Source organism: Chloroherpetonaceae bacterium (assembly GCA_025056565.1).
Classification (GTDB): domain Bacteria; phylum Bacteroidota; class Chlorobiia; order Chlorobiales; family Thermochlorobacteraceae; genus Thermochlorobacter.
The window spans coordinates 307,961-331,023 of record JANWWA010000001.1 but is presented as its reverse complement, the minus strand read 5'-3'; the positions used below and the strand labels follow the sequence as shown (position 1 = coordinate 331,023).

Below are 23,063 nucleotides of genomic sequence, written 5' to 3'. Positions count from 1 at the left end.
GCGGGACAAAGCAACAAAAAACCAAGAAATGCATCTATCACCACTCGACTTTGCCATCATCGCCGTATACCTTGCTCTCAGTGCAGGCATTGGGATATGGTTTTCAAAGCGAGCCTCTGGGAGCACATCAGAGTTTTTCCTCTCAGGCAGAAAGCTCCCATGGTGGTTAGCTGGCACAGGAATGGTGGCGACAACCTTTGCAGCTGATACGCCCTTAGCGGTGGCAGGATTGGTCGCAAAAAATGGCATTGCAGGCAACTGGATGTGGTGGTCGTTTGTGGCAGGCAGTATGATGACCGTATTCTTCTTTGCACGGCTCTGGCGGCGGGCACAGGTGCTGACCGACTTAGAGTTCATTGAACTGCGATACAGCGGCACGCCAGCCCTGTTTCTCCGCAGTTTTAAGGCTGTCTACTTTGGTGTGGTGATGAATAGCATTATCATCGGTTGGGTGAATCTGGCAATGTATAAGATTATCAAGATCCTCCTACCAGAGTGGAATGCCGAGTGGACAATTGTAGCGATTGCTTTGCTAACCATGCTGTATTCTGGACTAGGAGGGCTGTGGAGCGTATCGGTAACGGATGCAATTCAGTTTGTAATTGCGATGTCGGGCAGTATTGCCTTAGCCGTGATTGCACTTAATCGACCAGAGGTAACAGATGGTGGAGGACTGCTGCAAAAGTTGCCTGACTGGATGTTTCAATTTCTACCGACTTTGGTAGAGATTGCGCCCGATGCACGAGCAGGGGGTGCCTTGGAGCTAACGGTGAGTGCCTTTTTGGCGATGGTGGGTGTGCAATGGTGGGCATCATGGTATCCAGGAGCCGAGCCCGGTGGAGGGGGCTATATTGCTCAGCGAATGATGAGCACCAAAGATGAGCGGCACGCATTGCTGGCAACGCTTTGGTTTAGCGTGGCGCATTACTGCGTGCGACCATGGCCGTGGATTCTGGTTGGACTGGTGAGCGTAGTAATGTTCCCACTTTTGCCACTAAATCAAAAAGAAGATGGGTTTGTGTATGTGATGCGAGATGTATTGCCAGATGGCGCAAAAGGACTGCTCTTTGCGGCGTTTTTAGCTGCTTATATGTCTACGCTTTCGACACACCTAAACTGGGGCGCAAGTTACCTTTTGAATGACTTCTACAAGCGGCTCCTTAAGCCAAGTGAAACGGAATCACATTATGTGCGTGTAGCACGCATGGCAACGGTAGGAATTATGCTTCTATCGCTGTTTATCACTTTTTTTGTCTTAGAAAGCATCTCTGGTGCATGGGCATTTTTGCTCGAATGTGGGGCGGGAACTGGATTTGTGCTCATTATGCGCTGGTTTTGGTGGCGACTTAACGCATGGTCGGAAATCGCCTCAATGGTGACGCCGTTTCTGGCATATGCAGGGGTGCGGATGCTAACCAGCTTAGCCTTTCCAGAGTCACTTTTCGTGATTGTGAGCATCACCATTTCGGTCACGATAGCTGTAACATTCCTTACCAAACCTGAGAGCATAGAGCACCTAAAAGCATTCTATGCGAAAGTGCGCGTGGGAGGCTGGCTATGGCGGTACATCGCAAAGCAAATGCCTGAAGTAAAGGTTGAAGAGAACCTGTTTTCACAGCTAGTGAATTGGTTTTTCGGTGTGGTAATGATTTATGCATGGCTCTTTGGCGTGGGGAAACTCATTTTCGGACAAATTCTTTTCGGATTATTTTTGCTGATGACCGGCATTGCAGCAGGACTATTCATTTACAATCAGCTGAGTCGAGAATCAATGCAAACGCCTATTGCTTCACCCAGCGTCTCAACAAGTAGGCAGAGTCCCTAAGTTTTTTTAGCTTTGCTTGTTTGCGTAAGCAAGTTTAATGTGTAGATAATTTGATAGACACGATTCAAAAACATAGCCGCAAGAAAAAAAGCGAACACAAGACGCTGCCAAGCGTAGATGTGATTATCCCGCACTTCAACGGTGTGGAAATTTTAGACAAGTGCTTAGCCTCGCTGGAGAAAACCCGCTACGCAAACTTCTTAGTTACAATTGTCGATAACGGCACAGTTGACGAAAGTATCAAGCTAGCACTGGAGAAGTATCGTAGCATTCGAGTCATCAGTGCAGGGCGAAATTTGGGCTATGCAGGTGGATGCAATTTTGGCTTTCGGCACACAGAAGGGAAGTATGTGATTTTCCTCAACAACGACACAGAGCAAGAACCCGACTGGATTGAGCACTTGGTTGAGGTGGCAGAGAGTGATGAAAGGATTGCGGCCTTGCAGCCCAAGCTGCGCTCCATGCAAGCCAAGCTACGGGGCGAAAAAGTATTTGACTACGCTGGGGCGGCAGGCGGAATGCTGGATATGCTGGGCTATCCATATGCATTGGGGCGAGTTTTCAATGCAGTTGAACCTGACCATGGTCAGTATGATGAATCTCGGGATATTTTTTGGGCTTCAGGGGCGGCAATGATGGTGCGGCGAAAAGCCATTGAGCAGGTCGGTGCCTTCGATGATGATTTTTTCGCCCATATGGAAGAAATTGATTTATGCTGGCGACTAAAAATTGCAGGCTACCGCATTGTTAGCGTGCCAAAGGCGGTGGTCTATCACTATGGTGGGGCAACACTGGCAGCAGGCAATCCCCGAAAAATCTACCTCAATCACCGAAACAACCTGATGATGATTATCAAGAATGCGTCATGGTCGCGCTTGCTATGGCTGCTGCCAGTTAGGGTGTTGCTGGAACTGGCTGCGCTGATTTACTACCAGCGCTATGCTAGCGAGTATGTGCGCTATGTCTGGCGGGCGCTCTGGTGGAATGTGCAGCACTTTATAAAGAACATTGCCAAACGTCGAGCCGTGCAAAAAACGCGCACACAAAGCGACCGTGACATTTTCAAGCACTCAGGTGGCTTAGTGGTTCTAAGAAAAGTTCTGCTAGGCCGATAGGAGCTTAATAGATACATCAATGCTCAAACAAATCATCAAGTATAGCGTCTCGCTCGTTATAGCAGGTGTATTCTTTTGGCTAGCCTTCAAAGATTTTACACAAAGTGACCTTGAAAAGCTCTGGCAGATGATCACAGGAGCAAATTACAGCTGGCTAACTGTCACAGTGGCAATAATGGTGCTAAGCCACATCATTCGGGCGTGGCGCTGGGGCGTTTTGCTTTCTACGGTCAAAGAAAAAATGAGCCTACTGAATCTCTTCTACGCAACAATGATTGGCTATGCGGTCAATATGGTCTTGCCACGAGTTGGAGAAGTAACGAAGTCAGTAAACCTTGCACGCCAAGAAAAGCTCGACGCCAAAAAAGTGCTGGCTTCTGTTGTGATTGAGCGCATTTTGGATACGCTGATGTTTGCGTTTCTTTTAGCCGTCTCTGCTTTCTTTTTTCGCACAAAGATAAACGGCGCCTTTGGTGAAGTAAAGCTTTGGGGATTGAATGTGTCATTTGAGATTGCAACCTACCTCATCTTGCTGGCATCGGTAGCGCTGCTTACTGCGTTTGCAATACTGTCGCTCTACCCTGAGAAAATCGCAGGCTGGGCGGAGACAGTATTGGCGAAGCGCTCGAAGAAGTGGGCAGAGCGTATTGCCAATGCTTTACGGGCCTTCATAGAAGGCACAGCCTCGTTGAAAAATCGTGCCAAGTATGCAGAAATTGTTGCCTCGTCGCTAGTTATCTGGGTGCTTTACCTACTTGGAATGCTGCTACCATTTTATGCGCTCTCAATGCAGGAACGTTATGCACTGGGCGTCATGGAAGCCCTCACGACGCTAAGCATTTCAGGCTTCGGACAACTGATTACGCCAGCAGGTGCGGGGACTTACCAATATGCCTGTCAAATCACGCTGGAAAAAGTCTTTGATGTGGCGCGTGTAGAAGCATCTGGCTTTGCCTTGATTACCTTTGCGCTGCAAACTTTAACAAATGCCAGCTTAGGCATGATAGCGTTCCTTGCACAGGCAAAAGAAGAAGCGGGCGTCCGTGCAGAACAAGCAATTGCAAGCGAAAAACCAGTGGCATAAGCAAGGCGTTGCTCAAAAGCAAAAAAGAAGTAGTAAATTTCAAGTTCGAGTGAATAAAAAACTCGCAAAAACGAAGAGCCGAAGAGACGATGGATCGCACGACATCAAACGGATATAGAATGCCAAACGAAACACCGCTAAACTACAAGCAGCTGCAGCAAATGCTGCAAGAAGATGAAAGCAACGCCGATGTGTTTTACGCCTACCTGAGAGCGTTTGCAAAAGGAAAGTGGATTATTCTCACGGTGTTTCTGACGTCGGTATTTGCAGGTTATCTCATCAATCGGGCGCAGCCAGACATTTATGAGGGGGTTACAACTGTGCTGGTCAACAACAACCGTTCCACAGCATCGGTGGTCATCAGCTTAGACCTTTCGCAGCGCGAGTCAAATGTGGACGACATTGAAATTCTAAAAAGCCGCACAGTGTCAGAAGAAGTGGCCTATAAACTCCTGCAAACTGTCTACAAAAACCCAGCCGAGAAGCGCGACACACTGGACATTATTTTGAATGCTGAGCGAAAGATTGCAAGCGTAGATGAGATTGCTGGGCGCGTGCGAATGGGAATGTTTGTGCAGCCTTCTAAGGTGCCGGGAAGCAATATCATTGCAATTGGCTTTCGCGCACTAAATCCAGAGGACGCAGCCACTGTGTCGCGGGCGATTGCAGAGGTTTTTCAGGAACGAAAGCGTCGGTCAGCCAACAATGCGGCACGAGTGCTCAGGCAATTTATTGAAGACCAACTGGCACAGAAGAAGCGGCAACTGGCAGAAAGTGAGCGAGCCTTGCAAACCTTTATGGAGCAAAATCGCGTCGTAGCACTCAATGAGGAAGCGACGAGAATGATTCAGCGGCACTCGCAGGCTATTGCACAAATGGACGAAGCGACCGTGATGCTCAATGCACTGAATGCTTCGCTCAAGGCTTATAATGAAGAGCTGGCAGCTTTACAGCCGAAACTTTCCAACTCTGCAGTGCAAGCGACCATTGACCCCTATGCCAAGCAGTTTCAGGCAGAGATTGCACGATTGGAATTTGAACGGGACCGCGCACTGGCAGACCCCGGCACACAGTATAACCTGAGCGCGCAAGAGCGTGTGAAGCAATACGAAGACCAAATTGAAGCCTACAAGAAAAAGCTCCAACAAGCCTACGACCGACAGGTTAAGCAAGGCTTGGCGAACACGAACAACACAGAGTATTTCCGTGAGCTATACAAAAAGAAGCTGGAGACAGAGCTGCAAATCGTGGCTGTGCAGACGCGTCTCAAAGCATACAAAGAGCTAGCAGAAGAATATGACAAAGCGTTTCTGAAAACACCGGGCAAAAACATTGAGTTTGCACGATTGCAGCGCAACAATAAAACGCTGGAGGAGCTTTTCTCGCTGTTGGAGAAACGATACCAAGAGGCGCTGATTGCAGAGGAGCAAGTTCCAAGCGGCGTTGAAATTATTGACTGGGCTATACCAAACCCCTTCCCCGTCGGTCCAAATAGAAAAGTCAATATCATACTGAGTATTGTTGTAGGACTGACACTTGGCATAGGGGTTGTGATGCTCATTCAGTTTCTCGATAAAAACATTCACACACCAGAGCAAGCAGAAAAGCTGGGGTCACTGCTGGCTACAATTCCCGTCATTGAAACGTTTGACGATACCGTGCGCGACAAATCTGGCACCAGCGTGAAAGTGATTGAAGGGCCCGAAGCAGAATACAAAAAAATTGCCTCGCACCTTGTAACGCACCTCGACCCGAAGAGTGCTGTCTCAGAAGCCTATCGCTCGCTGCGAACAGCTATTCTCTTTTCAAGTTCTTACAATGCAAAGGAAAATGGTAGTGCAGGAAAAGTTTATGTCATAACAAGTTCCTCGCCGAAGGAAGGTAAATCCACAACAATTTCAAACCTTGCAATTACGCTGGCGCAAGGCGGGCAGAAAACCTTGCTGATTGATGCAGACCTGCGTCGCCCAGTTATTCATTCCATTTTTGGGTATAGCAAAGAGCCGGGCTTAACAAACTACTTGGTTGGACGCTCGAAGATTGAAGAAGTCCTGCGGACAGCACCCGTGCCAAACTTAAGCATTATTACATCTGGCACAATCCCGCCAAATCCATCGGAGCTGCTGGGTGCGCCGAGAATGAAGGATTTTCTGGCAGACATGAAGGCACAGTTTGACATCATTCTGTTTGATAGCCCACCTGTGCTGGCTGTAACTGATGCACAGGTTTTGTCGCAACATGCCGATGGGGTTGTAGTGATTCTTGCAGCAGGACAAACTCAGTTTGAGCTGGCAAAACGCACCAAACAAGCGCTAATGAAAGTCGACGCACCAATTTTAGGCTATGTGCTCAACAACTTTGACCTGAACAAAGCATATGGCTCTTACTACAAGTATTATCGCTACTACAACTACTACTACGAATCCAAAGGCGCTTCAAGAAAGAAAAACCTTTTTGAAGTGATTTCTGACCGACTCAGTGGGGTTAAGTCGTAAATCGAAAGGCACGGGGCGAGTAAAAACTCGCCCCTATGGTTTAGGCGCAGCCTAACTCTTTTGGGAACAGATGAGAAGTTTGCCGAAAGCGTCGTGCCAAGTGGAAAGAAAAGTGCTCCCAAAAGAGCACTTCTCCATCCAACGAAAGACGACTTACTTCACCAGCGTCATTTTGCGCGTCTCACTAAATGCACCTGCTTGCAAGCGATAGAAATACATTCCGCTGGGCAAGTTGGCTGCATTGAACGTTGCCACATAGACGCCAGCAGCTTGACGCGCACTCACAAGCGTTGCGACTTCCCGACCCAGAATGTCAAAGACTTTCAAGCTCACTTGTGCGGTTTGCGGCAAGGAATACTTGATGTGAGTGGTCGGGTTAAACGGGTTCGGATAGTTCTGTTCTAATGCAAAGCCATGTGGCATCGCATCAGGCAGGCGCTCCACAGAGGCAACTGCACTCAGTTGAATGGTCGTAACAGTGCCGCTTACTTCATTTGCAACCACAAGCAAGGGACGGTTGTTGGGACTCAGATTTCCCGGAATAAACAGTAATCCCTCTGCTCCCAAATCACCGACGCGGTCAGCGGCAACAGGTCCAGCTGCCGCGCCAACCAGCACAGTGCTCGCACTAGGGGTTACGCCAAAATTGCGATTGTTAATGTATGCCACGAAGCGAGGCGCAGTCGGAGAAGTGATATTGTAAATCATCACACCGCCAATGCGCTCTAAGCCGATGAACGCATATGAACGCATAGAGGCTATCACCGACCCGACCAATTTTGATGTCTTCCGGCTCAGGTCCTTTGTCATCACTGCGGTTATCACGGTCATTACTCGTGTTATTGGCATTAAAGTTAGCGGCAAACCGCTCAGCGGTAATGCGCTCGAAGTCCTCACCGCTGTCATAGACACGAACCAGCGTATCACGATCAACTCGGAAAATTGAGAATGAGCGACCACCAAAGCACTGCAAACTGCGGTAGAGACCAGTCGGTGTGGTATCAGGTATCGCAACGGAAATCTGCAGGCGTCCTAAAAGTGAATCACGGCGAATCCCCGTAGTGCGTGATGTATCTCCAAATACGGTAGGGTCTAAGCGAATGCTAAGAGCGCCTGCACGTGTCTCTGGCTCATTGGTGCCAGCGTAAGCATCACGTGCATCACCTTCGTTGGCGGTAACGAGAAAAGTCTGCCCGCCAACGCTATATGCGGCAATGCCATCGGGCTGATAAATACCGAACACAGGACGCGGTGCAATACTGATGGCGTTATCTCGGTCGCTGGGGTCAAGACCGAAGCCAGCTAAGTTATGGTTTTTCAATCCCAAGCCGCGAATGCCAATGAACGATGCCGTGCTGATGCGCACCAGTGCAATTGCGTTGTTTTCTTGGCAGACCACATAAGCAGTGTCGCCTTGAACAGCAATGTATTCGGGCTCTAAGTCTTGCGCCGCCGTTGCGCGCGGTCCGAAAATGCGCACGCCACGTGCGCGCAGTGCCGTTTCTTGCCCATTGAGCGAGCGAAAATCTACAGTGCGCACATTTGCCTGCGTGATAGCTTGCGCACCAGCAGCAGGAATTTCAATGATGCTCACCGAGCCTTCAGGGTCAATGTTGCCAGCATTGTAGTTGTTCGGTTCGCCTTCATTGGCAACAAGAACAAATCGGCCATCTGGCGTGAAGGTAAGCATGTCGGGCAGTGCACCGACTTGCACTGATGCCAGCGGTGAGCTGGTGGCGCCAGCAGTCGCAGCACGATAGAAAAAGACTCTACCCGATGCTTGACGGTTGGTGGAATCTACCGCAACGGCTAAAATGCCATTGCGAATGTCGATGCTGTTCGGCGAACCAGTAGTGAAACGAATGGAGTCAATGAGACGGGGTGAAGCAGGATTGCTGAAATCCAAGACCAGCACATTGTCGCTCACACTATTTACCACAAACAAGCGGCGAGAGGGAGGATCATATGCCAAAATTTCCGCAGAGCGTGGGTCAGCACTGCGATAAATGCCTGTGCCCCAAGAGCCAAGAACTGTAGGCGAAAGTTGCGCTGCTGCACGCTCAGTAGCGAAAAGCGCCAGTGCAAAACAAGTAAATCTTAGGATATGTTTCATAACGAGGTGTGTTTAGTGAGTGCAAAGACGTGTTTAAGTGCTCAAAAATACTGGCTGCTGAGTTAAGTAACTGTTAAATCAATATGAAAGTGGCGGGAACTTGAAGACGAAACTTTCAATTTTTTTTGAAAGTTTTGAACAGTAAATTTGTGTTGTGGAAAAACTAACACTGAGCGAGGCAAAAGAGAAGTTCATTCAGGCTTGGGGAGCTTTGGGGTCAAACTGGGGAATTAGTCGCACGATGGCGCAGATTCATGCGCTGCTGCTGGTATCGGTCGAGCCGCTCAGTGCTGAAGACATTATGCAAACACTGGGCGTCTCGCGCGGCAACGTCAATATGACCCTACGCGAGCTAATTGACTGGGGACTGGTAAAGCGTGAGCATAAACCGGGTGAACGAAAAGAGTTCTTCGTAGCAGAAAAGAACATTTTTGAGGCGGCGAAAATGATTGCTCGAGAACGCCGCAAGCGTGAGCTTGAACCGCTGCTCAAAGTCATCGCCGAGCTGAAACAGGTAAGCCCAGAACGCAGCGATGACTACGATAACTTCCGAACAATCGTAAGGGACGTAGAAAGATTCGCAAAGAATATAGATGCAGCACTCGAAAAGGTCGTCAAGTCGGATGAGAGTTGGTTCTTTAGCTTCTTCGCTAAACTGTTCAAGTGAGCGTCATGACAGAAGGGAATTTTTACGAAGTAAAGTGAATTTTTAGCTTAGCTGCCCTTTGCTTAAAAAACGGACACTTTGCAGTCAATCCTGAAACACTAAAAACACTATGATAGAGCACATACAGCCTCGAGAGGATCTTGTCAATTACGGCAAGTATCTGTCGCGCATCAATTCGCCCGACGATCTAAAGAAATTTCCTATTTCCGACCTTCCTGCTATTGCACAAGAATGCCGTGAGTTTGTCATTGACCTTGTTTCGCAATACGGCGGACACTTTGGTGCGAGCTTGGGTGCGACAGACATCACGGTAGCGCTGCACTATGTCTATAACACGCCCAAAGACCAGCTCATTTGGGACGTAGGACATCAAGCCTACGTGCACAAGATTCTGACAGGGCGACGAGGGGTTTTCCACACTAATCGGCAATACAAAGGCATTTCAGGTTTCCCAAAGCGCAGCGAAAGCATCTATGATACCTTCGGCGTAGGGCATGCTTCGACATCAATTTCAGCTGCAGCAGGGATGGCGGTGGCGCGCGACCTGAAAAAAGCCGACTACAAAATCGTAGCAGTCATTGGCGATGGGGCGATGACAGGCGGAATGGCATTTGAAGGGCTGAATCACATTGGGCATCTGAAGACCGATGTACTCGTCGTGCTGAACGATAACTGTATGTCAATCGACCCAAACGTAGGAGGGCTGAAAGAATATCTCACAGACCTCACCACAAATTCAACCTACAACAAAATTCGGCGTGACATCTGGGAACTCCTAAGCCGAATGGATAACGAACTTGGGGAGCGCGCAAGGCAATTTATCCGCAGCCTCGAGCAGGGACTGAAAGCAGCGCTGACGCCCGGACAATTCTTTGAAGCCTTAGGCTTTCGCTACTTTGGTCCAGTCGATGGGCATAATGTAATTCACCTTGTTGAGCTACTGCGCGAGTTGCGCGAAATGCCCCACCCAAAACTCTTGCATATTGTTACCATCAAGGGCAAAGGTTTTAAGCCAGCTGAAGAAGACCAGTTGAAGTGGCATGCACAAAGCTCTGCTTTTGACAAAATCACAGGCAAATCGCTCAAAGCACCCAACCCAAATGCACCACCGCTCTACCAAGATGTGTTTGGCAATACGATTACAGAGCTGGCCAGAATGGATGAGCGCATCATTGGGATTACAGCTGCTATGCCATCAGGCACCTCGCTCAAGATTTTGGAGAAAGCAATCCCAGAACGCTTCTTCGATGTGGGCATCGCTGAGCAGCATGCTGTAACCTTCGCTGCAGGACTGGCAACCCAAGGAATGAAACCCGTGGTGGCTATCTACTCTACCTTCTTGCAACGCGCATATGACCAAATTATTCATGATGTTGCACTGCAGAACCTGAATGTGGTTTTTGCAATGGATCGAGGCGGTTTAGCGGGCGCAGATGGTCCAACACATCACGGTGCATTTGACCTGTCATACCTGCGGCTAATACCGAATATGGTGATTATGGCACCGATGAACGAACAAGAACTGCGCGATATGCTTTATACAGCTGTAAAGTATGACGCAGGACCCATCGCAGTGCGCTACCCGCGTGGCAATGCTGTAGGCGTGCCGATGCGCAAGGAGTTCAGGCAACTGGAGATTGGTAAGGGTGAGCTACTGCGCAACGGCGAAGATATTGCGTTCTTGGGCATTGGCGTAATGACCAATCATGCCATGAAAGCGGCTGACCTTCTGGCTGAACAGGGTATCTCGGCGGCAGTGGCAAATATGCGCTTCGTCAAACCACTCGACACGGCGCTCATTGATGAACTTTGCGAAAAGTATGAGCGACTCGTCACAGTGGAAGAAAATACCATCAAAGGGGGATTCGGTAGTGCAGTCTTGGAATACCTGCAAGAGAAAGGTTACAGCAATAGAGTGCTGGTGATTGGTCTGCCAGACCGATTTATCGACCACGGTCAGCCTGCTGAACTGCACAAAGAAGTGGGCTTAGACCCAGAAAGCATCTGCCGACGCGTGCTGGCATTTCTCAATGCAGAAGAGCTGCAAGCAGTGGCAGAGTAGAAGTAGAAAAAGTTGTGCGAAAGGGGAAGCCGAAAGCTTCCCTATTTCGTTTTGCAGCGGGCATCACGCTACGCTGTGAGCAGGTAAAAAATTTGCGGCTCAGGAATGAATATCTAATATCTGCCTGCTCTCTCACCAGTAGCGACAACAAAAGGCAAGAAGCAGGTATTTTACAACGCCGATGTTGAAGATGGCTTTATGACAGGGGCTTACCAGCGCGCAGAAATTGCAGTGGTCTATGCCGTAGCGTTCTTTCAAGGCATTGGAAATGTGGCATTTCCAGCTAGCGCCACTCTCTTTAAGAGCCATCACGGGCTAAGTGATGCAGAGTATGGGTTTCTTTACCTGCCAATGATTACTTGTGCAATCGTTAGTTCGCTCAGTGCCACGTGGCTAGTGCACCGCATGGCTCTGAAAACACTGCTGGTAGTGGGAATCGTAAGCTACGCGGTGGCGCAAGGACTTCTGGCGCTGAGCTTTCCACTGCAAAGCTACAAGGTGCTGTTGTGGTCAATTGCAGTCTTAGGCGTTGGATTCGGCTATACAGGTGCCGCAGTGAATTTCTACCCGACACAATTTTTCCCGCTGCACCGCGATGCAGCAATCATTTTTGTCCATGCGGCATTTGGCACAGGGGCAACGCTTGCACCACTCTTACTTAGCTGGGTTGAACACATAGCAAGTTGGGTGGCTTACCCTACAGCTGTGGCAGCACTAATGAGCTGGCTGGCTGCAAAAGCGCATTCACTGCCATTACGGGTGAGAATGCCTATACGGCAAGCAGAGAGAAAAGTATCTTTGGGAGTTCCGTTTGGACTTTGGCTCTTTTGCGTTGTGGCGGTGCTGTATGCGTTGTGTGAATCAACATTTGCAAACTGGTCGGTCATTTTTCTAAGGGAAGCAAAGGGACTGTCTGACACATCGTCACAATCAGGGCTTTCACTCTTTTGGCTGGCGCTCACTTTGGGACGTATTGCCGCTTCGGCTGTCTCCCGCCGAGTGGGTGCAGAGAAAATTTACCTAAGCCACTTGCCTGTAATAGCCATTGCATTTCTCTTAGCATTTTACAGCGAGAGTGAAATCGTGTTGCTGGTCTCCCTTTTCGTCGCAGGACTTGGGTGTTCTGCATTTTTCCCGCTTAATGTCAGTCTCGCAATGAAATACTTTCCTGAGCAGGCAGCCGCGACAAGCGGACTAATGAGTGCGTGTGTGATGCTGGGAATTGGAATAGCCGCTTACGGAATTGCACCGCTGCGTGCATATTTTGACTTGGAGCAGATTTACCTGTTCTCCGTAATGTATCCGCTTGCTGCACTACTTATTGCAGGGTGGCTAATCAAGAAATTTGCGTGTGCAAAAGTGTCACACATTGTTTCGAGCGATGTGTAACGCAAAGAAAAATTACATCAGTGCATAGTGTTCGTGCAGGTCTAATAGTGCTATTGCTCAGCACAGTGGGGCTGAATGCGGTCGGGTGCCGCTCAGTGGCACGCTTTACTGCCACGCCAAGCCCTGCGACGCCGAGTTTGCGTGCAACCGCTGATACAGAAGCCTTGCCCAAAATACAGGCAAGTGGCAGAGCAGCGGAGAGGGTGCTTTCCGTAGAAGAAGGGTTTGCCTCCTACTACGCAGCAGAATTTCAGGGACGCAGAACGAGCAGTGGAGAAGTGTTTGATGCAGAGGCACTGACTGCGGCACACCAAAGTCTTGCCTTTGGCACACGCGTGCGTGTGACGAATCAAACAAACCAGAAAAGTGTAATTGTGCGCATCAACGACCGCCTGCCACCAAACTGCAAAGGGCGAATTATTGACCTGTCGCCTGCTGCAGCGCGTCAGATCGATATGATTCAAGCTGGTGTCGTGCGCGTAAAAATAGAAGTGCTTGCAAACTAATAGGCTAATAGGCGTAATCAATGCAGGGAAAAATTGTAATTGTGACCGGTGCAAACTCAGGTATTGGCTTTGAGACTGCCAAAGCCTTAGCGAAAATGGGGGCACAAGTGGGGCTGGTTTGCCGCACTGCTGCAAAAGCTGAGGAAGCAAAAGCCGCTATACTGCGTGCCGTGCCAGAAGCAAAACTAAGCACATTTGCAGCGGACCTTGCATCGCAAGCAGAGATTCGCCGTGTGGCAGAGGAGATCAAACTGACCTGTCCCAAGATAGATGTGCTAATTAACAACGCAGGGGTGATAGAAAACGAGCGCAAACTCTCGCCAGACGGTATTGAGATGACCTTTGCCGTGAATCATCTTGCTTACTTTTTGCTGACGCATCTGCTCTTGGATAAAATCAAAGCGGCTGCACCGTCGCGAATCGTGAACGTCTCATCAGCGGCACATTTCGGTGCATCAATCAACTTTGATGACCTGCAGGGAGAAAAAAGCTACAGTGCTTGGCGTGCATACAGTCAATCCAAACTGGCAAATGTGCTCTTCACATATGAGTTGGCAAGACGACTGGCTGGCACAGGCGTAACCGCAAATTGCTTGCACCCAGGTGTAATTAGCACGAAGCTGTTTCGCAACTTTGGGCTGTTCAACACTCTAGCAGGGATTTTTCTTGCCAGTCCTGAAAAAGGTGCAGAGACGTCTGTATATCTGGCTTCTTCGCCAGAAGTGGAAGGCATAACGGGCAAATACTTTGATAACAAGCGTGCTGTGCCATCCTCACCAGCTTCATACAATCTCGAAGATGCCAAGCGGCTGTGGGAAATTAGCGCGGCACTGACGCAAGTGCCTGAACCTAAAGCGATTCACCGTAGCTGATGTAGCTGGGGCGCACGGCATACTCAATTGGGTCACGAATACCTGCTTGTTCAAATGCACGCAGTCGCAAGGCGCAACTGTCACACACGCCGCATGCAATATCGTTGGATTGATAGCAAGACCAAGAGAGTTCAAACGGCGCTTCCAGCTCCATGCCACGAATCACAATTTGCCACTTTTTCATGTCAATGACGGGCGTAACTACCTCAATGTGTGTGGTTGGTTTTGTGCCCAAATGAATCAGGGTGTTGAAGGCAGCATAAAATTCTTTGCGGCAGTCAGGATATCCAGAAGAGTCTTCCTCGACCGCACCGATAAAAATTTTATTAGCACGAATGACTTCAGCCCAACTGGTTGCCATTGCTAAAATGTTGGCATTGCGGAAAGGCACATAGCTAGTGGGAATCTCACGGTTTTTGAGATTGGCAAGGCTGACGGGGATAGAAGGGTCAGTAAGAGAAGACCCGCCAATTTGTGCCAGATGCTTTGCATCGATAACCAAGCGGCGAGAGATGCGGTAGTGGTCGCAAATATCGTGAAAGGCTTGCAATTCACGACGCTCCGTGCGCTGCCCATAGTTGAGGTGCAACGCTGCCAATTCATAGCCTAAATGCTTGGCAATTGCGGTGGTAACCAGACTATCCATACCGCCACTAAGAAGCGTAACCGCTAGCATAGTTCAATCTGCGTTAAGTTTTTGTAAAGTTACACATTCGCAGCGTCAGAAGAAATCAGGGCTAGAAAAGTCTGAAGAGAAAGTAGCAGGTGTATGCTAAGTGACAGCTGAGGTAGAAAGAACAGTGTGCGCAAGCTCACTTTGTGCAGAAAAGCAGTGTTACCGAAACATTAAAAGTTTTAGCGCCGTTGCAGAGAACCACGAGGCGGTGCTATCTTTAGGCGCTGCTGACCAATCTCTGTGCTGACTGCATCAGTTTTCCTTCTACTAAAATCAAGCAGAAAAATTATGGCTTACAGTGTTCCAGCTTGGTCTCTGACGCCCTTTGTGTTGATGCTCGGTGCAATTGCGGTGTTTCCGCTTGCCTACAACCACTGGTGGGAGCATAATCGCAATAAACTCATTATTGCAGTAACACTATCTCTGCCCATTGTGGTATATCTGATTGCGACGGGGCATTGGCATGAGTTGGAACATGCGCTCATCTTTGACTATGTGCCGTTTGTCATTCTCTTGGGTTCACTTTTTGTGATTACAGGCGGCATTCGCGTCACAGGAGACATTGAGGCAAAGCCGATTATTAACACGGCATTTTTAGCGATTGGTGCGGTGCTGGCATCATTTATTGGCACAACTGGTGCGGCAACCTTACTGATTCGCCCAATTTTACAGACTAATAAAGAACGAATGTTCAAAGTCCACACTGTGCTGTTTTTTATTGGGGCTGTAGCAAACTGTGGGGGCTTGCTAACTCCGCTCGGCGACCCACCGCTTTTTATTCTTTACCTGCGTGGCGTGCCTTTCGACTGGTTTCTGCAACTGCTGCCACAGTGGTTAATGGTCAACCTGCTTCTGCTCCTGATATATTTTGGTGTCGATACATACTTCTATGACCGTGAGCCGATTGAAGCCATTCGTCGTGATGTAACGGAAATTACGCCGATTCGTGTGCGCGGGCTAATCAACTTCGTTTGGCTGTTAGGAGTAGTGTTGTCTGTAGCATACCTCAATGAGCAGTATGTGCCGACCTTCAAAGAAGTGCCTGCGGCAAAGTTTCTCCGAGAAGTTGTGATTGCAAGCTTTGCAGGACTGTCGTTAGTGACCACGAAAAAAGAGATTCGCGAAGGTAATAACTTTACTTGGGCGCCAATTGAGGAAGTGGCTTACTTGTTCTTAGGCATTTTTATTACGATGGTGCCATGTATTCTCTATCTTGAAGCTAATGCAAAATCTCTGGGTGTATCGGACACGATGCAATTCTACTATGCAACGGGTGCGCTGAGTGCCGTCTTGGATAATACACCCACTGCACTCACATTTTACTCTTTAGCGGTCGGGCTGGCGATGAATGCGCCAGAGATGGTGGCTGGCGTGCCAGCTGAAGTGCTGCAAGCAATTTCTGTAGCAGCCGTTTTCTTTGGCAGCTTAACTTACATTGGCAATGGACCGAACTTTATGGTTAAAGCGGTCGCAGAAGAAAATGGGGTCAGAATGCCAGACTTTTTTGCCTATATGTATAAGTTTTCGCTGGTGGTGCTCTTGCCACTCTTTGTGCTGGTGCAGATTCTTTTCTTCTAAATGAAATGGAGGCGGAGTCTGAAAAAGTCTGCTTTATTACTGGTGCAGCAGGTCGGTTAGGCAGGGCGATGGCGATAGCACTCGCAGAACGGGGATACAGTGTATGCTTTACCTATCGCACGTCGCTACTAGAAGCACGCCAAACGCTCAAATGTCTGCGAAAATTCGCACCTAAATCGCAAATGGTTCGTTGTGATGTCTCTAAGGTACGCTCGCTGGAGCACGCCTTTAAGTTCTTTGAGCGACGCTTCTCTCGGCTGGATTTGTGCATTGCGAATGCATCGAACTTTTTCCCAACGCCACTACCAGAAGTGACTGAAAAGGACTGGGATAGTCTCGTGGATACCAACCTCAAAGGCACATTTTTCACAATGCAGTTTGCTGCACGCCTTATGCAAGCGCAACCATTTGTATCAAGGATTATCACGATGGCAGATGTGGCGGCAGACCTTGTGTGGCGACGCTACGCACCTTACACGGTCTCAAAAGCAGGAGTGGTGCACCTGACAAAAGTTTTTGCAAAGGAGTTTGCGCCTAAAATCCTTGTTAATGCAATCGCACCCGGCACGATTCTTTTACACCCTGACCGTGACAAGCAGTATGAACAAGACATTCTCCAGAAAATTCCACTCAGACGACTCGGTACGCCCGATGACATCGTCAGAACAATGCTTTTTTTAGCTGAAAGTGAGTATATCACTGGTCAGGTAATTACAGTCGATGGAGGGAGGCGACTGTACTAACGCCAGATGGCTGATTAGCAACCGAATGTGGCAAGGTTATTGATATCCTCTTGCCTGCAAGGAGAAAAGTTCAGCATACCGTCCACCCTTGCGCATAAGTTCATCGTGTGAGCCCATTTCCAGCAGTTTGCCTTGCTCGAGCACGAGAATCGTGTCTGCCATTCGCACTGTCGAGAATCGGTGAGCAACCAAAACAGCGGTTTTGCCTTGCGTGAGCGTAACAAAGTGATGAAACACTTCATACTCGGCTTCTGGATCGAGAGCGGCGGTCGGTTCATCTAAGATGTACAGTTCTGCATCGCGCATATAAGCGCGTGCAAGGGCAATTTTTTGCCACTCTCCGCCCGAGAGATCGACCCCATTTGCAAAGCGTCGCCCAATGCGTTGCTCATAACGATGGGGCAATTTTTCAATGATGGAATGTGCCAAGCTGCGTGCAGCTGCCCATTCAATTCGTTGCTGATTGTGTCGTAGCTCGATTTCACCGACTGCAATATTGATGGCGGCAGTCATCTGGTAGCGAATGAAGTCTTGAAAAATCACGCCGATGCGTTTGCGCAACTCTTCTGGTGAGTATTCACGCAGGTCGTAACCATCAAGCAAGATGCGACCTTCGGTTGGCTCATAGAGCCGCAAAAGCAACTTGGTAATCGTGGTTTTACCAGCGCCGTTTTTGCCGACCAGTGCCAGTTTTTCACCTGCACGAAGCTCAAACGATAAGTTGCGCAGTGCCCATCGGTCGCTATGGGGATACTTGAAACTCACATTTTCAAACACAAAGCCTCTTCTGATAGGTACAGGCACAGGACGCGGTTTCGGCGGCGACACAATGCGAGGCCTTAGCTCGAAGAAATCAAAAAGGTCTCTTAGGTAAAGCGAGCCTTCCATCACCACTGGAAAGCGTAGGAGAATACCCTCCAAAAGTGAGCGCATATTTGAAAATGCGCCAGTAAAGTAAGTCAAGTCGCCTAATGTGATACGCCCACGCACAGTCTCGAGAGCAATGAGGAAGTAAGCAAAAAAGTATGCAGCACTACCAATTGCGGCAAACACTGTGCCCCAAAATGCTCTGCGCGTCGCTAAGGATTTATTTTCTCGATAAAATTTCTCGGACAGTTCCTTAAAGCGAGAAATTAGAAAATCCGATAAGCCGAATGACTTAATTTCCTTTGCGGTCTCGTCGCTAGCGCCAATATGACGCAGGTAATCCAGCTCACGCCGTTCAGGCGTGCGGCTATGCGCCAGTGAATAGCTTTGTCCGTTGAAGTGTGACTCACCCAAAAATGCAGGCACAAGCGCTACAGCTACTAATAGCACTAAGTAAGGTTCAAAGACAATCAGCCCTGCAGCTAACATCACGACCGTTAGAAGTTGCTGCAATTGCCCAGCTACTTCTGCCATAAGCCAAACTGGAGTGCCTGCCTGATTGCGTGCTCGCTCAAGCTTATTGTAAAACTCAGCATCCTCGAATTTTTCTAAGTCCAGCGTAGCGGCATGCTGCATGAGCTTGACAGATGTGTCATTGACAACTTTATCGCCTAGCATCCCGTTTGTCCAAGCATTTGCACGTCCCAGACCATCATTTAGCACAGTCAGAGCAAGCTGCACCGCAATCCACAGTATCAGGTTCGAGAAGTCTCTGTCACCTTCAGTCTGAATTAAGTGAACGACTTCATCGGTTAAGTATTTTGAGGCATAAAGCATAGCTAATGGTGTCACGGCACGGCAGAGCCGAATGAGAAGGTCAGCCACCACGAGCCTTGAGTCGACCTGCCAAACCAATTTGAAAAGTCTAGGCAGGTAGCGTAATGCAGCAAAGCCTTCTTTCAGGCTAAGCGGCTTATCTACGCCGGCAGCAATCGGCCTTCGCCAGAACGATTGCAAGAATGAAAAGACAAACATTGCTCTTCTCCAATCTCTCCAAACGGTTTATCAACGAACCCTGCGAAAGGAAACGCGCCGCGCACTGCGTTAGGCGGCAAGGGTTACACAGTCTGGCACTGGATAGCCCTAATAAATCCCTGACCGAATTGCAATCGTTCCCATGGCGTAGGGCTGAGGTAGAGGTCAGTGTTTCTCAGTTGTAACGGAGTAAAATGCGTTCAAGGCGCACTTCACTTCCGTTTCTGCTTTGCGTAGTTATGCGAAGGTCTGCGAGATGTTTTTGGGTGCTGAATACGCTGGGAGAGCCTTGTCGAGCGTTGATTGAAATCGTAGAAATGCTGCTCCATTTTCACTGTGTCATCGGGATTGAAGGTAACGCCTTCTTCGAGCAGAAGTTGTTTCATTAGGTCGGGGTGACCGAAGTGGTGCTTGCCAGTTAGTGCGCCAAAGCGATTCACAACGCGGTGGGCGGGTACATCAGAGCCAACGGCAGCATGCAAAGCATAGCCAACCATTCTGGCTGAAGCACGCGTGCCTAGCTCTGCCGCAATGGCTCCATATGTGGTAACAAAGCCGGGCGGCACACGGCGCACAAGCTCATAAACTTTTGTGTAAAAGTTCTCAGTGCGTTGACCAGATAGGCGACAGCGACGGTGACTGCCGCCCATCTGAATCACAGCGTGCTTTCCCATATGGGCTTAGAATTACATTATCATTTAATTCGGTCTTGTTGGGCGTTCTTCTTTTGGCTGCACCGTGGCGGGCTTGGCTTTACTGCGTTCCCAAACATTGTCGCTGCGGTCAACATCAGCATACACTTCTCTGGGGTCTATCACAATTTTTTCTACTTCCTTGTTGCTGAAGAAGCCTTTGATAAACTCAGTTTCATCTTTTCGCCAAATATCTATCGGCATTTTCATTGTCTCCTTCGAGCCATCGGCATATGTAACCTCCATTTCAAGCGGTAGCACAAGCCCACCCTTGTTCTTCACCTTGACGCGGTAGTAGTATTTGCCTTTTGTAGCAGCGCTGCCTGGAAGCAAAGAGTCGGACAGTTGCTGCGTAACCTCGACGATGGCTTGATCATTGTAATGCGTGGTGTAGAACCAACCACGCCAGAACCACGAGAGGTCTTCTCCAGCTGATTGATTTATCATTCGGAAAAAGTCATGCGGTTGAGGGTGTTTGAAAGCCCAAGTTTGGGCGTAGTCACGGAAAGCTTCATCGAAGACTTGTGGAGTCAGGATATTTTCACGCAGCATTACCAGTCCTGCCGCAGGCTTAGAGTAGGCATTGTTACCATATGTGCCGTCTGGCACAATATCAGAGTGCGACATAATCGGCACTTGATTCGGGTCGCGCATATAGGGCACAATCAGCTTGGCTGGACCGCGCCGCACAGGAAAATTTGGATTCCATTCTAAGCAAGCGTAGTATTCTAAGAAAGTATTCAAGCCCTCGTCAAGCCAGCCATACTTGCGCTCATCTGTGGCGACAATCATCGGAAACCAGTTGTGCCCAACTTCATGGATCGTAACGGCGACCAGCGCATTTTCTAACTGCTCCGTGTAAGACCCATCAGGGGCAGGTCGGGCACCGCAGAAGCAAATCATTGGATATTCCATTCCAAAGACGGGTCCGTGCACATTAACCGCTTTTGGATACGGATATGGGAACGCCATTCGCCCATAGGTTTTCATTGTTTGAATGATGGCTTTGGTCGAGACTTTGTCCCAAAGTGGCATCGCATCACGAGGGTAGAGGGAATGACACTCAATAACCCGACCATTTGGTTCATATTTGAATCCAGCAGCATCCCAAACATATGTCTTAGAAGACACCCAAGCAAAGTCGCGCACATTTTCCGCCTTGAACTTCCAAGTAATCGTGCCGCTTTGCTTAGGACGGGTTTCAGGTTTCATCACTTCATCGGGGCGAATAATAAACTTTGGGGTCTCGGACTGGAAAGCCTCCTTTAGGCGGCGCTGCTGTTCTGCCGTCAGCGTTTCATTTGGATTTTGCAAAACGCCAGTAGCTTGAACGATGTGGTTCCATGGCACAGTAATTTCCACATTATAGTTGCCAAAATTAAGATAAAACTCGCCTGTGCCTAAGTATTGGTCAGTTTGCCAGCCATTGACATCATCATAGACACAAAGGCGTGGAAACCATTGCGCAATTTCATACAGCCAGCCATCACGTACAAGCTCCTTAGCGCCACGACCGTTGTCAGGGATTCGATATGACCAGTCAATTTCCAACTGCACTTTTTCTTTGGGCTTTAGAGGTTGCAAAAGCGTTACCTTCATCATCGTGCCGTTGATATAGGTTTTGGCATCAATGAGCTTACCTTTTGCATCAACAAGTTGCACCCGCGTAACCTTGTGGCCGCCATCAAAGTTATCAATGTCAATAAAGCGACGGAATCGCTCGCCAATTTTGGACGGGAGCGCAGGGCGCGATTGATAGGTGCGGCTGTGCTCTATGGAGTTAAGGTTTTGGTCAAGCTGTATCCAGAGAAAGGGCAGTTCGTCAGGTGAGTTGTTGTAGTATGTAATGCGCTCTGAACCGATGACTTTGTGCTCGACCGTGTCGAGTGTGGCTTTGATGTCGTAGTCGACGCGCTGCTGCCAATATCGGTATCCGGGGCGACCGCTTGCCGTGCGGTATTCATTTGGTGTAGGCGCATCCTCTAAGGGCCGGAAAATGGAGCGATTGGTGCGGGTGCTATCGTAAGCGGCGTTAATCCAGCGCTGTGCCCAAGCGACTTGAATAGCCCCTACGATGCACCAACTCAGCAACAGCGAAATAAATACCCTGTGTTTCATTGAATTTGTGTTAATTTGATTAGTTACAGTTTGAAAAAAGAAGTTAAAAATTTCAGAAAATCTTGTGCAAACCAAGTTAAAAAGTGCTGCGCGTGCCCACTCTCTCAAAATTCGCGCATTTGTAGGTATTTGGCTCAGTGAACCATTGAGGGAGCGAGCCGAAGCACTGCAGCAGAACCTCATGCAGCACTGTCCAGCGCAAGCCGTCAAATGGGTAGAGCGGCAAAATCTGCACTTTACGCTCAAATTCTTAGGCGAGGTGAAGATGGAAGCCGTGCTGGCACTGGAGCAAGCCTGCCGACGAGCGGCGAGTATGACCGCGTTCAACATCACGGTAGCCGGCCTAGGGGCTTTTCCGTCGCTGTGGCGTCCTGAGACGATATGGGTCGGCATTGAGGAAGGCAAAGAACAGCTCGCAGCGCTGGCAGCAAGGCTTGAAGAGGAAGTTGCAGAGCATGGATTTGCAAAGTCAGCGCGCCCGTTTTCGCCGCACTTGACGCTGGGACGTGTGCGAGATGGACGCTACAGCAAAGACCTTGGACTTGCGCTCCAAAAAGCAGGTAACCCGATACTCGGCTGCCAGCCAGTGAGTTCCTTCACTTTGATTGAGAGCCGCCTAACGCCACAGGGACCAATTTACACACCTTTGGCTGACATATCGCTATGCACTGTGCCGCTTTTATGATGTCTGCTGCTGGCCAAGAGTAGAAGCCAAAAAGACCTCAACCAAGTTTTCTAAGCCAGCTTTGTCCTCTTCATCGAAGCGTGCCAAAAGTGGGCTATCCAAGTCTAACACGCCAATGAGCTGACCGCTTCTTATCATTGGCACCACAATTTCAGAGTTCGAGGCGCTATCGCACGCGATATGCCCAGGAAACTCGTGCACATTCGGCACGATAATGGTTTTCTTACGCTCAGCGGCAGTGCCACAAACGCCTTTGCCGAGTGCAATGCGCGTACAAGCCGGTTTGCCTTGAAACGGTCCTAAGACCAGCTCGCCTTGCTTGTAGAGGTAAATACCAGCCCAGTTAAGGTCGGGCATCGTGTGGTATAAGAGGGCAGAAAAGTTAGCAGCATTGGCAATAAAGTCGTGCTCACCTTCGAGAAGGTGATAAAGCTGCATTGTAAGGGTTTTGTAAAGGTCAGTCTTAGTTAAGTTAGATGTATCAGTCAGTTCAAACATCATATTGGTTGTGGTTTTTCATATCTCTACGCACTTTGCCTGA

General features: G+C 49.1%; 19 protein-coding genes. 12 read left to right on the top strand and 7 right to left on the bottom strand.

The features are described from left to right. Positions 1-28: 28 nt before the first annotated feature. The 4 genes from NZM05_01470 (at position 29) to NZM05_01455 (ending at position 6,519) form a co-directional block, all read left to right on the top strand. The gene (locus NZM05_01470) at positions 29-1,825 is read left to right on the top strand and encodes a Na+:solute symporter (GenBank protein ID MCS7012288.1); all 1,797 of its coding nucleotides are present in this window, start codon (positions 29-31) and stop codon (positions 1,823-1,825) included. A gap of 50 nt (positions 1,826-1,875) precedes the next feature. After that, positions 1,876-2,940, top strand: coding sequence for a glycosyltransferase family 2 protein (locus NZM05_01465; GenBank protein ID MCS7012287.1), 1,065 nt, complete (start codon positions 1,876-1,878; stop codon positions 2,938-2,940). A 19-nt stretch (positions 2,941-2,959) separates the two neighbouring features. Continuing rightward, a complete protein-coding gene (locus NZM05_01460; GenBank protein ID MCS7012286.1) occupies positions 2,960-4,024 on the top strand; it encodes a flippase-like domain-containing protein in 1,065 nt (354 codons plus the stop codon). Between the two features lie 89 nt (positions 4,025-4,113). Beyond that, positions 4,114-6,519 carry a polysaccharide biosynthesis tyrosine autokinase gene (locus NZM05_01455; GenBank protein ID MCS7012285.1) on the top strand — a complete coding sequence of 802 codons (2,406 nt, stop codon included), beginning with the start codon at positions 4,114-4,116 and terminating at the stop codon, positions 6,517-6,519. Positions 6,520-6,672: 153 nt separating this feature from the next. Here NZM05_01455 and NZM05_01450 read toward each other — a convergent pair whose 3' ends face one another. After that, entirely contained in the window at positions 6,673-7,272 is a 600-nt protein-coding gene (locus NZM05_01450) for a T9SS type A sorting domain-containing protein (GenBank protein MCS7012284.1), read from the bottom strand. Next, positions 7,175-8,632 (bottom strand): lactonase family protein, encoded by a 1,458-nt coding sequence (locus tag NZM05_01445; protein ID MCS7012283.1) that lies wholly within the window; start codon positions 8,630-8,632, stop codon positions 7,175-7,177. The genes NZM05_01450 and NZM05_01445 overlap by 98 nt, the downstream gene beginning before the upstream one ends. 154 nt (positions 8,633-8,786) lie before the next feature. Here NZM05_01445 and NZM05_01440 point away from each other — a divergent pair, with 154 nt between their 5' ends. From NZM05_01440 to NZM05_01420, 5 genes are all read left to right on the top strand, one after another. Continuing rightward, entirely contained in the window at positions 8,787-9,299 is a 513-nt protein-coding gene (locus NZM05_01440; GenBank protein ID MCS7012282.1) for a MarR family transcriptional regulator, read from the top strand. A 109-nt stretch (positions 9,300-9,408) separates the two neighbouring features. Then, complete coding sequence (gene dxs / locus NZM05_01435; GenBank protein MCS7012281.1) at positions 9,409-11,361, top strand: 1-deoxy-D-xylulose-5-phosphate synthase; 1,953 nt, start codon at positions 9,409-9,411, stop codon at positions 11,359-11,361. Positions 11,362-11,559: 198 nt separating this feature from the next. Further along, positions 11,560-12,750: an MFS transporter gene (locus NZM05_01430; GenBank protein MCS7012280.1), complete on the top strand. Its 1,191-nt coding sequence runs from the start codon at positions 11,560-11,562 to the stop codon at positions 12,748-12,750. A gap of 20 nt (positions 12,751-12,770) precedes the next feature. Continuing rightward, complete coding sequence (locus NZM05_01425; GenBank protein MCS7012279.1) at positions 12,771-13,256, top strand: septal ring lytic transglycosylase RlpA family protein; 486 nt, start codon at positions 12,771-12,773, stop codon at positions 13,254-13,256. Positions 13,257-13,276: 20 nt separating this feature from the next. Further along, complete coding sequence (locus NZM05_01420) at positions 13,277-14,128, top strand: SDR family oxidoreductase (GenBank protein MCS7012278.1); 852 nt, start codon at positions 13,277-13,279, stop codon at positions 14,126-14,128. Here NZM05_01420 and queC read toward each other — a convergent pair. Further along, positions 14,106-14,804: a 7-cyano-7-deazaguanine synthase QueC gene (gene queC, locus NZM05_01415; protein MCS7012277.1), complete on the bottom strand. Its 699-nt coding sequence runs from the start codon at positions 14,802-14,804 to the stop codon at positions 14,106-14,108. The genes NZM05_01420 and queC overlap by 23 nt on opposite strands. Positions 14,805-15,092: 288 nt before the next feature. On the opposite strand from queC, the gene NZM05_01410 reads away from it, so the two are divergent. Both NZM05_01410 and NZM05_01405 read left to right on the top strand, forming a co-directional pair. Further along, positions 15,093-16,382: a sodium:proton antiporter gene (locus tag NZM05_01410; protein ID MCS7012276.1), complete on the top strand. Its 1,290-nt coding sequence runs from the start codon at positions 15,093-15,095 to the stop codon at positions 16,380-16,382. Between the two features lie 5 nt (positions 16,383-16,387). After that, a complete protein-coding gene (locus NZM05_01405) occupies positions 16,388-17,125 on the top strand; it encodes an SDR family oxidoreductase (GenBank protein MCS7012275.1) in 738 nt (245 codons plus the stop codon). 36 nt (positions 17,126-17,161) lie between these two features. Here the strand turns inward: NZM05_01405 and NZM05_01400 are convergent, their stop codons facing one another. The 3 genes from NZM05_01400 to NZM05_01390 all read right to left on the bottom strand — a co-directional run bounded on the left by NZM05_01400 (position 17,162) and on the right by NZM05_01390 (position 21,837). After that, complete coding sequence (locus tag NZM05_01400) at positions 17,162-19,027, bottom strand: ABC transporter ATP-binding protein/permease (protein MCS7012274.1); 1,866 nt, start codon at positions 19,025-19,027, stop codon at positions 17,162-17,164. Between the two features lie 212 nt (positions 19,028-19,239). After that, a complete protein-coding gene (locus tag NZM05_01395) occupies positions 19,240-19,701 on the bottom strand; it encodes an MGMT family protein (protein ID MCS7012273.1) in 462 nt (153 codons plus the stop codon). A gap of 24 nt (positions 19,702-19,725) precedes the next feature. After that, complete coding sequence (locus NZM05_01390) at positions 19,726-21,837, bottom strand: M1 family metallopeptidase (GenBank protein MCS7012272.1); 2,112 nt, start codon at positions 21,835-21,837, stop codon at positions 19,726-19,728. A gap of 64 nt (positions 21,838-21,901) precedes the next feature. Between NZM05_01390 and thpR the strand changes: the two genes are divergently transcribed. Further along, complete coding sequence (gene thpR, locus NZM05_01385) at positions 21,902-22,522, top strand: RNA 2',3'-cyclic phosphodiesterase (protein ID MCS7012271.1); 621 nt, start codon at positions 21,902-21,904, stop codon at positions 22,520-22,522. Here thpR and NZM05_01380 read toward each other — a convergent pair. Beyond that, positions 22,517-23,023: a GAF domain-containing protein gene (locus tag NZM05_01380; protein ID MCS7012270.1), complete on the bottom strand. Its 507-nt coding sequence runs from the start codon at positions 23,021-23,023 to the stop codon at positions 22,517-22,519. The two genes, thpR and NZM05_01380, sit on opposite strands and share 6 nt — an antisense overlap. Positions 23,024-23,063: the final 40 nt, after the last annotated feature.

Bases quoted from the DNA above. Each gene is read 5' to 3' on its own strand.
- NZM05_01470 (MCS7012288.1), top strand. From the start codon at position 29: ATGCATCTATCACCACTCGACTTTGCCATCATCGCCGTATACCTTGCT.
- NZM05_01460 (MCS7012286.1), top strand. From the start codon at position 2,960: ATGCTCAAACAAATCATCAAGTATAGCGTCTCGCTCGTTATAGCAGGT.
- NZM05_01455 (MCS7012285.1), top strand. From the start codon at position 4,114: ATGGATCGCACGACATCAAACGGATATAGAATGCCAAACGAAACACCG.
- NZM05_01450 (MCS7012284.1), bottom strand. From the start codon at position 7,272: ATGCGTTCATATGCGTTCATCGGCTTAGAGCGCATTGGCGGTGTGATG.
- NZM05_01445 (MCS7012283.1), bottom strand. From the start codon at position 8,632: ATGAAACATATCCTAAGATTTACTTGTTTTGCACTGGCGCTTTTCGCT.
- dxs (MCS7012281.1), top strand. From the start codon at position 9,409: ATGATAGAGCACATACAGCCTCGAGAGGATCTTGTCAATTACGGCAAG.
- NZM05_01430 (MCS7012280.1), top strand. From the start codon at position 11,560: ATGACAGGGGCTTACCAGCGCGCAGAAATTGCAGTGGTCTATGCCGTA.
- NZM05_01420 (MCS7012278.1), top strand. From the start codon at position 13,277: ATGCAGGGAAAAATTGTAATTGTGACCGGTGCAAACTCAGGTATTGGC.
- queC (MCS7012277.1), bottom strand. From the start codon at position 14,804: ATGCTAGCGGTTACGCTTCTTAGTGGCGGTATGGATAGTCTGGTTACC.
- NZM05_01410 (MCS7012276.1), top strand. From the start codon at position 15,093: ATGGCTTACAGTGTTCCAGCTTGGTCTCTGACGCCCTTTGTGTTGATG.
- NZM05_01405 (MCS7012275.1), top strand. From the start codon at position 16,388: ATGGAGGCGGAGTCTGAAAAAGTCTGCTTTATTACTGGTGCAGCAGGT.
- NZM05_01400 (MCS7012274.1), bottom strand. From the start codon at position 19,027: ATGTTTGTCTTTTCATTCTTGCAATCGTTCTGGCGAAGGCCGATTGCT.
- NZM05_01395 (MCS7012273.1), bottom strand. From the start codon at position 19,701: ATGGGAAAGCACGCTGTGATTCAGATGGGCGGCAGTCACCGTCGCTGT.
- NZM05_01390 (MCS7012272.1), bottom strand. From the start codon at position 21,837: ATGAAACACAGGGTATTTATTTCGCTGTTGCTGAGTTGGTGCATCGTA.
- NZM05_01380 (MCS7012270.1), bottom strand. From the start codon at position 23,023: ATGATGTTTGAACTGACTGATACATCTAACTTAACTAAGACTGACCTT.